We start from the raw sequence: 11,771 nt of genomic DNA on the forward strand, positions 1-11,771 counted from the left end.
CTATACCCCCCCAAAATGAGAAAGAAAAAGAGTTTAAGAGGCTTCCCCTCTTTCCGCCTTGAGCAGCTTGTTGATGCTCCAGCCCATCATGGCGAATATTGCCAGCCACGCTACCAGCATGTAGATTACCCAGCTTTCCATTGCGATCACCTCAGACCCTTATGATGACCTCGTTCTTCTCGAGCTCCTCGCCGTACTTGCGCTTGATGGAGTAGTAGCTCTCCACTGCACCGATGATCCACATGAAGATTATTGCCAGTCTGGCCGGCCACTCAAGGGTTGCTCCGACGAGGCTCTGGGCGGATCCTATCAGCGGTATCAGCAGGAGTATTGGGGCTATGTAGAGCAGTATCGGCTTGTACCATCCGGGGACTTTCATGTAGGCTCCCTGGTGCAGCTCCTTCCAGAAGTTGTCGGGCTTGAAGAGGTACACCGCAACTATGATGTCGAAGAGAGCCAGCAGCGTGAGCTGGAAGCTGACCCATGCGTCAACCTGGTCGAGGTAGCCGCTGATGTACACAACAGGAAGGCCCGCGATGAAGTAGAGCACGAGCACTACCCAGGTTCCGACCTTTCTCTTGATGTTGAGGTCCTCCTCGAGGAGGGCTGTGAGGTAGTTGTACATGGCTATGGCGGAGGTGAAGCCCGCGAACCAGAGGAGGAGGAACCACATTGCTCCGAAGAGCTTTCCTATGTCGCCCATGCTGACGAAGACGTTGGGCAGGCTGGTGTAGGAGAACCCAAGGCCGAACTTCTGGCCTATCCAGGCGAGGGCCTCGTTCTTACCCTGCTCAAGGATCTCGGGCGGCACGATCTTGGGGGCATAGGCAGTCGCCAGCGGGACGGCGAGCGAACCACCAAGGACGACCTCCGCGAACTCGTTCAGGGAAACCGTCGCGAGACCGCTGAGGGCGACGTCGTCATCCGGACCGAGGTAGCTGGCGTAGTTCTGGATGATACCCATACCAAGGGAGAGCGTGAAGAATATCTGTCCGGTTGCGGCAAGCATGACCGTCGCGAAGTGGTCCTTGAGGTACGCCCAGTTGGGGCTCCAGATGAACCTGAATCCATCGATGGTGCTCCAGTTGGGGTCTATCGGCGAGCCGAGGACGAACACATAGCCGACCATTATGATGGCGAAGACGTAGAGGAGCGGCATCATGACCTTGACCCAGCGCTCGATACCCTTGCTGACTCCCTGTCCGACGGCTATGGCGAGGAGAACCACAGTTATGCCCCAGAAGAGCATGACCTGGGCGTGGTTGCCGAGGTAGTTGCCGAAGAACTCTCCGGTGTTCTGGCCGAAGTAGGCGCCCGTGGCGCTGAAGTAGGAGTAAGCCGCGGACCAGCCGATGAGGTGCAGGTAGTAGCTGTTCAGGAGAACGGTCAGTGAGAAGGCCAGCATTCCGCTGATAACTCCCCACCACAGTGCGCTCTTTGGTTTGACGCTCTCCCTAGCCATGAGATAGTACGTGGGACCTAGGGTACCGTGACCATACTTTCCACCGTAGCGACCGGCGACCCACTCAATCCACATTACCGGTATTCCTAGGAAGAACAGAGCTATAAAGTACGGCACCATAAAGGCTCCGCCACCGTTCTGGGCAACCTGCGTTGGAAACCTCACGAAGTTGCCCAGACCGACGGCGTTTCCAGCCATTGCTAAAATCAAACCAATCTTGGTTGCCCATTGATCCCTCTGTTGTTCCACAATATTCACCCCCATTCTTAAATGTCTGGATCATGGAACCCCTGTGTATGGCTTTGGGGCATTATGTATAGGGTAAGGCATTCTATAAAAAGCTTTCTAATAGTTTTTTTCGACAAAAGACGATTTACTTAAGCGTTAAACTGGGGCAGTTCCTTTCTCGTCATTTCTTTAATGTGTTGAAAAAACCTTAATTTCGGCTTTGGCATTATGGCAATTATAGTGTCCAGATACCACAGGATGACGAATCATTGTCGGTGCATTTCCATCAAGTATTTAACCCCGTGATGCTACCCCTGGGATGGTGCCCGATGATTGGAAGGAGAGTGAGCTGATGGGTGATGACCGACTTCTCGCTGAGGGCGCCTCATCCGAATCGTTCTGAGATCTGGTGGGTTCTGTTTTGGGTTCATTGATGCAGTTTTGTGTTCTCCAATGTATAGAAAATCTTGGATGTACATCCCTCTTTTTGCCCGAAGATTTCGGCAGGTTTTTTCTTTTCGCCGAAAATTTCCGTACATAACTTTTTGTTTGAAATCAACCGTTCTCCTGCCTCCTTTATCGAAAGGTTTATATATGCAAAGGTCGTAGAGGACATCGCAACATCTAGAGCCATAACCCCAATCCGACTTTGCCGGTAGGGGTAACGGGCCGAAGACCCGGCCTGCGGACCGAGCCGAAACCGGTGACGGGAGTAGGGGATGGGTCCGCAAACCGAACCGCATTCCACAGCGGGGAGGAGGTCAGCGAAACCTGAGGTGGTAAAGATGGTCGAGATTGACCCCTTTGAGATGGCCGTTCAGCAGCTCGAGAGGGCTGCCCAGTTCATGGACATAAGCGAAGAGGCCCTCGAGTGGCTCAAGAAGCCCATGAGGATTGTTGAGGTCTCAGTTCCGCTCGAGATGGACGACGGTTCTGTTAAGGTTTTCACCGGTTTCCGCGTTCAGCACAACTGGGCCCGCGGTCCGACCAAGGGTGGTATAAGGTGGCACCCGGCCGAGACCCTCAGCACCGTTAAGGCCCTCGCCACTTGGATGACCTGGAAGGTTGCCGTTGTTGACCTCCCCTACGGTGGAGGTAAGGGTGGTATCATCGTTAACCCGAAGGAGCTCAGCGAGAGGGAGAAGGAGAGGCTCGCCAGGAACTACATAAGGGCCATCTACGACGTCATCAGCCCGTACACCGACATTCCGGCTCCTGACGTTTACACCAACCCGCAGATCATGGCCTGGATGATGGACGAGTACGAGGTCATCAGCAGGAGGAAGGTCCCGAGCTTCGGTATCATCACCGGTAAGCCGCCCGGAGTTGGCGGTATCGTCGCCAGGATGGACGCCACCGCCAGGGGCGCTGCCTTCACCGTCCGTGAGGCCGCCAAGGCCCTCGGCATGGACCTCAAGGACAAGACCATCGCCATCCAGGGTTACGGTAACGCCGGCTACTACATGGCCAAGATCATGAGTGAGGAGTACGGCATGAAGGTCGTCGCCGTCAGCGACAGCAAGGGCGGCATCTACAACCCGGACGGCCTCAACGCCGATGAGGTCCTTGAGTGGAAGAGGAAGAACGGCAGCGTTAAGGACTTCCCGGGAGCCACCAACATCACCAACGAAGAGCTCCTTGAGCTCGAAGTCGACGTCCTCGCCCCGAGCGCCATCGAGGGTGTCATCACCAAGGACAACGCCGACAAGATCAAGGCCAAGATCGTCGCCGAGCTCGCCAACGGTCCGACCACCCCGGAGGCCGACGAGATCCTCCACGAGAAGGGCGTCCTCATCATACCGGACTTCCTCTGTAACGCCGGCGGTGTTACCGTCAGCTACTTCGAGTGGGTCCAGAACATCAACGGCTTCTACTGGACCGTCGAGGAGACTAGGAAGAGGCTCGACGACAAGATGACCAAGGCCTTCTGGGACGTCTACAACACCCACAAGGAGAAGAACATCCCGATGAGGGATGCCGCCTACGTCGTCTCAGTCCAGAGGGTCTACGACGCCATGAAGCACCGCGGATGGGTGAAGAAGTGATTTCTTCTCCCTTTTCTCTTACTCCCCTCTGCTCTTAACATCACCTCTGTTTCTGAGGTGTCATCTTGTAGAGCCTTCCGATGGCCTGAACCGCGGCCGCCACCATGACACCCGTAAGCACCATTCCCAGTATCGGGAGAACAACGGCACAGACGAGCTTTCCCCAGGGAGTTTGAGGGGTCATGTCACCGTAGCCCACCGTGAATGCTGTTATGAACGCAAGGTAAACACCGCTTCCGAGGGGCATCTTCTCCCAGAACGAGAGTAGCACTCCGAAGAGCGCTATCGTCCCAAACAGGCCGAGGAGTATGCCCTTGACGTAGTAGAGGACCCTCAAAAATTCATGGAAAAAAGTGCGGAAGCTCACGAGCTCGACCTCAAGGTCGTCCAGCTCCCCCATGGCTCACACCTTCGCCCAGTACTCCTTCTCCTCAACCATAGCCCTTATCATCTCGTCCTCGTCCCGGAACATCGTCCTCCGCGAGGGGTTCTGCATGCCGTAGAACTCCATGAACGGGCTTGGGCGGCGCTCGAACGGATAGTAGAGGTATATGGCAGCAAGCGTTCTGTACGCTTCCGCCATCTCGCTGATAACGCCGGCGGAAACGCCTTCCGCGTAGTGGTAAACCGCTATGGCCTTGCTGACATCGACGAGGTTGAAGTCCCTCTCGACGAGCTGGCGCCTGAGGATGTCGGTCGCCTGCTCTATATCCCCCCTGTCAAGCTCCTCCACCTGTTCGCCGTCCAGGAGGTGCTTGATTCTGATGCGCGTTATTGTGGGGTCTCTGTTGACCTGGGCGTCGTATTCAGCAACGACCCACCAGTCGTCCAGTGCACCAGGGTCCAGGACGGTAAAGTGCTCGCTCAGCTTGTCGTAGAAGCCCCTGACGCGGTGGTAGTACTCCTCCTCGTGGCCGGTCATGGGGTAGCTGAGATAGACGAGCGGTTTTTCGGCCTCGTGGAATATCAGGTCGAGGAAGACCCCGTAGGGGTGTCTTATGCCGAACTGGAGGATGTAGCGGACCTCAATGCCTTCCTTCTTCAGCTCGTGTATCAGGGTCTTGACGTGGTTTATCGCATCCTCGCGCCACATGACGAGGGTCGTCAGCTTTATGTTCTCTGGATTCTCGCCGAAGCGCTCGAACCACTCCGGGTCGTTGATGATGCGCCTTCTGACCGATAGGACGTCGTCGAGGACTATTATCACACGGTTCGGCCTCAGAAGCTTCAGATTGCTGGTGGTGAATCCTATGACGCTTCCACTTCCCCAGCGGAAGAGGCTCGGCGTTGAAACGAGATGGAACTTTTCCCCGCTTTCGTCTATCTCCTTTCTTATTCTATTGAAGGCCTCGTCCCGTATCTCGTTCATCAAATCCTGGTGGCTTATGGCGAAGTCGAGGACGTTCTTCCTCGTTATCTTGACGCCCAGCTCCTTTCCGACCTCCCTGATGTAGTCGAAGACGTGGTAGTAGGCGTAGCTCTCCCCGTCGGCGAGCTTCAGCGCCTTGGTTATGTACTCGTCGCGCCCGTTGAGGGGCGGCCCGGTTAGGAGTATTATCTCTTTCATTTCACCACCCCGCTGCATCTAAAGGGCCATTTTGGACGAAACCTTTAAATACTATTCCCCTAAAATGGCGTTGTAGGGGTTCTTCTGTTCTAAAAACATACCAGCAGGGGTGTTGTAATTGACTGAAAAGCTAAAGGGAACGACTACGGTCGGCATTGTATGTAAGGACGGCGTAGTCCTGGCAGCGGACAGAAGGGCATCGCTGGGCAACATGGTGCTCTCAGAGAACGTTACCAAGGTCTTCTGGATAGACGACCACCTGGTCCTGGCCGGTGCCGGCAGCGTCGGCGATATTCTCAGCCTCGTCAGGCTTCTGAGGGCCGAGGCCAAACTCTACCGGGCCAAGGTGGGTAAGGAGATGAGCGTTAAGGCCCTCGCGACCCTGACTTCTAACGTGCTTCACGGGAGCAGGTTCATGCCGTACTTTGGGTGGTTTCTCGTAGCGGGCCACACCGGAAAGCCCGGGCTTTATTCGGTGGACATGGCCGGCGGGGTTACCGAGGACAGGTTCACGGCCGCCGGCTCGGGCATGGAATTCGCCTTCTCGATACTTGAGGCGGAGTTTAAGGAGGAGATGACTCTGGAAGAGGGCGTTAAGCTCGCGCTCAAGGCAATAAAAGCCGCCACCAGGAGGGACGTCTTCACTGGCGGTGGAGTTACACTCGTTACCGTCACGGATGAAGGATACAAAGAATGGAGCGAGGAGGAACTGAAGGGTCTTCTGGAATGAGGTGATACCGGTGATAAGAAGAGAGACCTTCGTCGAGGATATACTACGCGACATAAAAGCTGTAATAAGCCAGATGGTTCCGCCAGAGGCAAGGATAACCGACGTTGAGTTCGAGGGTCCCGAGCTGGTCATATACGTCAAGAACCCGGAGGCTATAATGCGGGACGGGGAACTGATAAAGAACCTCGCCAAGGTTCTTAAAAAGCGCATAAGCGTCCGCCCCGACCCGGATGTTCTCCTCCCACCGGAAAAGGCGGAGGACATGATAAAGGCCCTGGTTCCGGCAGAGGCGGAGATAACCAACATAAGCTTCGACCCGTCCGTCGGTGAGGTCATCATAGAGGCCAAGAAGCCGGGTCTGGTTATCGGGAAGAACGGCGAAACCCTGAGGCTCATAACCCAGAAGGTTCACTGGGCGCCGAGGGTCGTCAGAACCCCTCCGCTCCAGAGCCAGACCATCTACTCGATAAGGCAGATACTCCAGGCGGAGGCGAAGGACAGGAGAAAGTTCCTCCGCCAGGCGGGCAGGAACATATACCGCAAGCCGGAGGTCAAGAGCGATTGGATACGCATAACCGGTCTGGGAGGCTTCCGTGAGGTTGGAAGAAGTGCCCTCCTTGTCCAGACCAACGAGAGCTACGTTCTGGTTGACTTCGGTGTCAACATAGCAGCTATGCGCGACCCCAAAAAGGCCTTCCCGCACTTTGAGGCCCCGGAGTTCCGCTACGTCCTCGACGCGGGCCTCCTGGATGCCATCATCATAACCCACGCCCACCTTGACCACAGCGGAATGCTGCCCTACCTCTTCCGCTACAAGCTCTTCGACGGGCCGATATACACGACCCCCCCGACGAGAGACCTGATGGTTCTCCTCCAGCAGGACTTCATCGAGATTCAGAAGATGAACGGTGTCGAGCCCCTCTACAGGCCGAGGGACATCAAAGAGGTCATAAAGCACACGATAACCCTCGACTACGGTGAAGTTAGGGACATAGCCCCCGACATGAGGCTTACCCTTCACAACGCCGGCCACATACTCGGCTCTTCCATAGTGCACCTCCACATAGGCAACGGGCTCCACAACATAGCCATAACCGGCGACTTCAAGTTCATCCCGACCAGGCTCTTCGAACCGGCAGTGAGCAGGTTCCCGCGCCTTGAGACCCTCGTCATGGAGTCCACCTACGGTGGAAGCAACGACTACCAGATGCCCAGGGAGGAGGCGGAGAAGAGGCTCATAGAGGTCATCCACCAGACCATCAGGCGCGGCGGAAAGGTGCTCATTCCAGCCATGGCCGTCGGTAGGGCGCAGGAGATAATGATGGTACTCGAGGAGTACGCAAGGATAGGCGGCCTCGAGGTTCCGATTTACCTGGACGGTATGATATGGGAGGCGACTGCCATACACACCGCCTATCCAGAGTACCTCAGCAGGCACCTGCGCGAGCAGATATTCCACGAGGGCTACAACCCGTTCCTCAACCCGATATTCAAGAGCGTAGCCAACTCACGCGAGAGGCAGGACATCATAGACTCCGGCGAGCCGGCCATAATCATAGCCACCTCGGGCATGCTCGTCGGCGGACCGAGCGTCGAGTACTTCAAGCAGCTCGCCTCGGATCCGAAGAACAGCATGGTCTTCGTGAGCTACCAGGCGGAGGGAACCCTCGGAAGGCAGGTGCAGCGCGGCCTCCGCGAGATACCACTCGTCGGAGAGGGCGGAAAGACGGAGGTAGTCAACGTCAACATGGAGGTTCACACCATAGACGGCTTCTCCGGTCACGCCGACAGGAGGGAGCTCATAAGCTACATAGCCCGCCTAAGGCCCAGGCCGGAGCGCGTCATAACCGTCCACGGCGAGGCCCACAAGTGCCTCGACCTCAGCACGAGCATACACAAGAAGTTCGGCCTCTCAACGCGCGCTCCGAACAACCTCGACGCCATAAGGCTCAAGTGAGGGCCAGGATTGAGAAGTGGTGAAAATGAAGGTCCGCTGTCCTAGCTGCGGGCGCCTCTATTCTTCCCTTATTCCCCCGAGTTGCTCCTGCGGGGAGCGTCTGGAGATATCCTACGATTACGAGAAAGTTGATCCTTCCAGGTGGCGGAACCGTGAACCGGGCGTCTGGAGATACAGGGAGCTTCTGCCGGACGTCCCCGAGGTCGTGAGCCTTCGGGAGGGGGGCACGCCCCTCATAAGGGCCAAACTCGGCCGCGAGCTTGGACTCAACGTCTTCATCAAGGACGAGACCAGGAACCCCACCGGCTCTTTCAGGGACCGTCTCGCGACTGTCGCAGTCTCTTATGGCCTCCCTCACGCAGAAAACGGCTTTGTGGTGGCGAGCAATGGGAACGCGGCAGCTTCCCTTGCCGCGTATGCCGCAAGGGCTGGCAGACCCGCCTACACCGTCGTGCCAAAGCTCGTGGAGCAGGGCAAGCTCAATCAGATAGTGGCCCTCGGGGCGAAGATCATAAGATACGGGGAGAGCGTGGACGAGGGCATAAGCTACGCGGAGGGGCTCGCGGAGGGCAAGGGACTCTACAACGTCACCCCCGAGAGCAACCTCGTCGGTCTGGAGGGGCAGAAAACGCTGGCCTTCGAGCTCTGGGAGGATTTGAACCCGACGCACGTGATAGTCCCGACCGGAAGCGGCAGCAACCTCTACAGCATCTACAAAGGCTTCAGGGAGCTCATCGCGGTGGGTGCGGTTGAAGAGATGCCGAAACTGATCGCCGTTCAGGCCGAGAAGTGCTCCCCCATAGCAAGCGAGGTGCTGGGCGTTGAGCCGCGGGCCGAGCTGACCAAGGCGCTGGCCCTGTATGTGAAGAGCCCCGTCATGAAAGAGCTCGCCCTGGATGCTATACACGCCAGTGGGGGGACCGCTGTTCTCGTCGGCGAGGACGAGCTTGACCTGGGGCAGCGGCTCCTTGCAGGGGAGGGGATATTCGCGGAGTACGCCTCCTCGGTTATCGTCCCGGCACTCCTCAAACTGGCGGAGGAGAATTATTTCGAACGTGACGACAGGATAGCCCTTATAGTGACAAGTTCAGGCCTCAAAGGGCATTACTCCGAGAGCAGGGAGAAGTTCAGCGTCGGCGGAACCAAGCTCGAGATACTGAAGCTGCTGAGCGGGAGGAGCATGTACGGCTATGAGATATGGGAGTCACTGGAGAAGCCGCTCAAGTACCAGGCCGTTTACCAGCATCTGCGCGAGCTCGAGAGCATGGGGCTTATCGAGGAGACCCACAGAAAGGGGAGACGGGTCTATTACGGGCTGACGGAGAGGGGCAGGAGGTTCCTCGAGACCCTCGGGTAGAAAGGTTTTAAAGCCCCTTTTAAAAGCTAGTCGTAGGTGAAGAATGTGAAACTGGCCATCGAGCATAAATTTTCACTCACGGTTTATCTATGGGGGATCATCACGGGGCTAATCAGTGGAATGGCCGCGGCCAAGATACAGTACGGGTGGCTCATAGGCCTGGCCCTGTACTTCGTCATCGACAGGTTCGTGCTCGCGGTCATCAAGGGACTGCCGCCAGAGATACCGGATGAGAGGGCAGTGCTCAAGAAGGCTTTCTGGGGCTGGGCGCTGTTCTGGCTCTACTTCATGATGCTCAGCTATTCACTCATGGTCGGCTTTACCCCGCAGTGCTACTCCAATCAGAGCCTGCTGTACAAGATGGTGGTGAACGGAAACGCCACCGTGACCTGTAACCTGACTCCGGTGGGGTGATCCTATGGAGGAACTCAAAAGATCCGTCGCGAAGGAGGCGCTGAAGTTCATCGAGGACGACATGATAGTCGGCCTCGGCACGGGTTCGACCACCGCTTACTTCATAGAGTACCTCGGCAAGCTCATCATGGAAGAGGAACTTGAGGACGTCTACGGCGTCCCCACCTCCTATCAGGCCAGGCTCCTCGCCCTCGAGAACGGTGTTCCCGTTGTCGGCCTGGACGAGGTCGATGCGATCGATATAGCCGTCGATGGCGCCGACGAGGTTGATCCCCACCTCAACCTCATCAAAGGCCGCGGCGCTGCCCTCACCATGGAGAAGATAATCGAGTACAGGGCAGGGACTTTCCTCGTCCTCGTTGACGAGAGCAAGCTCGTCGAGAGGCTCGGCCAGAAGGTTCCAGTTCCCATCGAGGTCATCCCAGCAGCCTGGCGCGCCATAGCCGAGGAGATAGAGGTCTTCAACGCGACGGCAGAGCTGAGGATAGCGAGCAAGAAGGACGGGCCGGTCGTTACGGACAATGGCAACTTCATCCTCGACGCCAGGTTCCACCGCATAGACGACCCTCTTGACCTTGAGATAGAGCTCAACAACATCCCGGGCGTCGTTGAGAACGGCATCTTCGCGGACATAGCCGACATAGTCCTCGTTGGCACGAGAGAAGGCATCAAGAGGCTCGAGCGCTGAGGTTTTTCTTTTCTGTTCTGGTTCTTCAGGGATTAAACCCGTCACGGGGAGTTAACGGAACGGTTTGTGCTTTTGAGGAGGCATTCCCGAAGGGTTCATTCTCAAAGTCTGGCCCTAAAACACGTCCAAAAGAAGCCATTCCAAGTGTGCACTGAAAAAGAGCCCTCTCAAGCCGAACTATGGTGGTGCAAAATTTTGTATGGCGCCCGGGTCGGGATTTGAACCCGAGTCACGGGAGTGACAGTCCCGTATGATGGGCCTGGCTACACCACCCGGGCGTTTGAGTGGCCGGCGGCGTTCCCGGTTTTCCGCCCCCTCTCGGAGGGCAGTACTCCCGGGATCGCTGGCGGGCTTAACTTCCGGGGTCGAAACGAGACCGGGTGTGACCCCGCCGCTATGACCGCCGTACCGCTATTGACCTCCAGACTTGGGTTTATAAATTTTACGGTTTAGTCACAGGGCCACGGCTGGATGTTTTTCAACACCACGCACCTGTGATGTTCAGGGAGGGCCCTGCGGATTTCCCAAAATCCCTTCACGATGGAGGGCAGATTCAGCCGACACCCATCGGGTTAAAGGAAGGGCCCGGAAGGTAAACCCTATATACCTCCACACCCAAGATGGCGGAACAGGGGTGATAGTAATGGGACTGCTCGAAGACAAGGCACTCGTGGAAGCGGCCCTATTCGTTTCTGGAAGGCCATTGAGCGTCAAGGAGCTCTCAAGGGCGCTCGGTATAAGGTCACTCGACTACCTGGAGAAGCTAATCGAGCTTATAGCGGCCGAGTATACCGAGAGAAAGAGCGCCATAGAGGTCGTCAGAGTTCTGGGGGACAAGTACGTTATGCAGGTGAAGCAGGAGTACAGTCAGCGCGTCGTCCATCTGATGCCCAGACCGGACCTACGGACGGGCGAGCTGAAAACCCTCGCTCTCATAGCCTATCTCCAGCCGATAGAGCAGAGCAAGGTGGTAAAGCTCCGCGGGAGCCAGGCGTACGAGCACATAAGGAAGCTCCTGGAGATGGGGCTCATCTATGCAGAGCCGTACGAGCGGACGAAGCTCCTCGGAACGACGCCGAAGTTCGCCGAGCTCTACGGATTCCCCGAGAACGACCCCAACATAATCAAAGAGGCCTTCAGGAAGGTGGTTCACGCGGAGTACAGCGACCTCATAGCGAAGCTCGACGGGAGGGGCAATGAAGAGTCCGGGGAATCCGAAGAAAGTCCGGGTGAAGTCGCGGGGGTCGGAGAATCCGGCGGTGGCGAAACGGTTCCTGAGGCTGAGGAATGAGCCCTTGGCCCTTAAATCCCCCTATTTCCACC

General features: G+C 56.8%; 10 protein-coding genes, 1 tRNA gene and 1 rRNA gene. 7 read left to right on the top strand and 5 right to left on the bottom strand.

Annotated elements, in window-relative coordinates:
- Positions 1–151 precede the first annotated feature (151 nt).
- The gene (locus tag FH039_RS03465; protein ID WP_394344273.1) at positions 152–1,711 is read right to left on the bottom strand and encodes a sodium-dependent transporter; all 1,560 of its coding nucleotides are present in this window, start codon (positions 1,709–1,711) and stop codon (positions 152–154) included.
- A 764-nt stretch (positions 1,712–2,475) separates the two neighbouring features.
- On the opposite strand from FH039_RS03465, the gene gdhA reads away from it, so the two are divergent.
- Positions 2,476–3,735, top strand: coding sequence for a glutamate dehydrogenase (gene gdhA / locus FH039_RS03470; protein WP_139680225.1), 1,260 nt, complete (start codon positions 2,476–2,478; stop codon positions 3,733–3,735).
- 40 nt (positions 3,736–3,775) lie between these two features.
- On the opposite strand, the gene FH039_RS03475 is transcribed toward gdhA, so the two are convergent.
- Positions 3,776–4,135, bottom strand: a complete 360-nt coding sequence (locus tag FH039_RS03475) for a potassium channel family protein (protein ID WP_139680226.1) — start codon at positions 4,133–4,135, stop codon at positions 3,776–3,778.
- 3 nt (positions 4,136–4,138) lie between these two features.
- Complete coding sequence (locus FH039_RS03480) at positions 4,139–5,302, bottom strand: hypothetical protein (RefSeq protein ID WP_139680227.1); 1,164 nt, start codon at positions 5,300–5,302, stop codon at positions 4,139–4,141.
- Positions 5,303–5,420: 118 nt separating this feature from the next.
- On the opposite strand from FH039_RS03480, the gene psmB reads away from it, so the two are divergent.
- Genes psmB through rpiA form a run of 5 tightly spaced genes read left to right on the top strand, consistent with a single transcriptional unit; the run spans position 5,421 to position 10,448 of the window.
- Complete coding sequence (gene psmB / locus FH039_RS03485; RefSeq protein ID WP_139680228.1) at positions 5,421–6,032, top strand: archaeal proteasome endopeptidase complex subunit beta; 612 nt, start codon at positions 5,421–5,423, stop codon at positions 6,030–6,032.
- 10 nt (positions 6,033–6,042) lie between these two features.
- On the top strand, positions 6,043–7,989 hold the full coding sequence (locus FH039_RS03490; protein ID WP_139680229.1) for a beta-CASP ribonuclease aCPSF1: 1,947 nt from the start codon (positions 6,043–6,045) through the stop codon (positions 7,987–7,989).
- A gap of 25 nt (positions 7,990–8,014) precedes the next feature.
- Positions 8,015–9,346, top strand: coding sequence for a pyridoxal-phosphate dependent enzyme (locus FH039_RS03495; protein ID WP_139681605.1), 1,332 nt, complete (start codon positions 8,015–8,017; stop codon positions 9,344–9,346).
- 36 nt (positions 9,347–9,382) lie between these two features.
- The gene (locus FH039_RS03500; RefSeq protein WP_338064607.1) at positions 9,383–9,760 is read left to right on the top strand and encodes a hypothetical protein; all 378 of its coding nucleotides are present in this window, start codon (positions 9,383–9,385) and stop codon (positions 9,758–9,760) included.
- Positions 9,761–9,764: 4 nt separating this feature from the next.
- Positions 9,765–10,448, top strand: coding sequence for a ribose-5-phosphate isomerase RpiA (gene rpiA, locus FH039_RS03505; protein ID WP_139680230.1), 684 nt, complete (start codon positions 9,765–9,767; stop codon positions 10,446–10,448).
- 200 nt (positions 10,449–10,648) lie between these two features.
- Here rpiA and FH039_RS03510 read toward each other — a convergent pair.
- Positions 10,649–10,726: transfer RNA gene (locus tag FH039_RS03510), tRNA-Asp, on the bottom strand.
- Positions 10,727–10,734: 8 nt separating this feature from the next.
- Positions 10,735–10,856, bottom strand: a 5S ribosomal RNA gene (rrf, locus tag FH039_RS03515).
- A gap of 235 nt (positions 10,857–11,091) precedes the next feature.
- Between rrf and scpB the strand changes: the two genes are divergently transcribed.
- The gene (gene scpB, locus FH039_RS03520; RefSeq protein WP_139681607.1) at positions 11,092–11,739 is read left to right on the top strand and encodes an SMC-Scp complex subunit ScpB; all 648 of its coding nucleotides are present in this window, start codon (positions 11,092–11,094) and stop codon (positions 11,737–11,739) included.
- Positions 11,740–11,771 lie beyond the last annotated feature (32 nt).

Origin of the sequence: Thermococcus indicus, assembly GCF_006274605.1 — an archaeon.
In the GTDB taxonomy this organism is placed as follows: Archaea; Methanobacteriota_B; Thermococci; order Thermococcales; family Thermococcaceae; genus Thermococcus; species Thermococcus indicus.

What these genes read in the sequence shown, in the direction of transcription:
- FH039_RS03475 (WP_139680226.1), bottom strand. Translation starts at nt 4,135, where the DNA reads ATGGGGGAGCTGGACGACCTTGAGGTCGAGCTCGTGAGCTTCCGCACT.
- FH039_RS03480 (WP_139680227.1), bottom strand. Translation starts at nt 5,302, where the DNA reads ATGAAAGAGATAATACTCCTAACCGGGCCGCCCCTCAACGGGCGCGAC.
- rpiA (WP_139680230.1), top strand. Translation starts at nt 9,765, where the DNA reads ATGGAGGAACTCAAAAGATCCGTCGCGAAGGAGGCGCTGAAGTTCATC.
- gdhA (WP_139680225.1), top strand. Translation starts at nt 2,476, where the DNA reads ATGGTCGAGATTGACCCCTTTGAGATGGCCGTTCAGCAGCTCGAGAGG.
- scpB (WP_139681607.1), top strand. Translation starts at nt 11,092, where the DNA reads ATGGGACTGCTCGAAGACAAGGCACTCGTGGAAGCGGCCCTATTCGTT.
- FH039_RS03495 (WP_139681605.1), top strand. Translation starts at nt 8,015, where the DNA reads ATGAAGGTCCGCTGTCCTAGCTGCGGGCGCCTCTATTCTTCCCTTATT.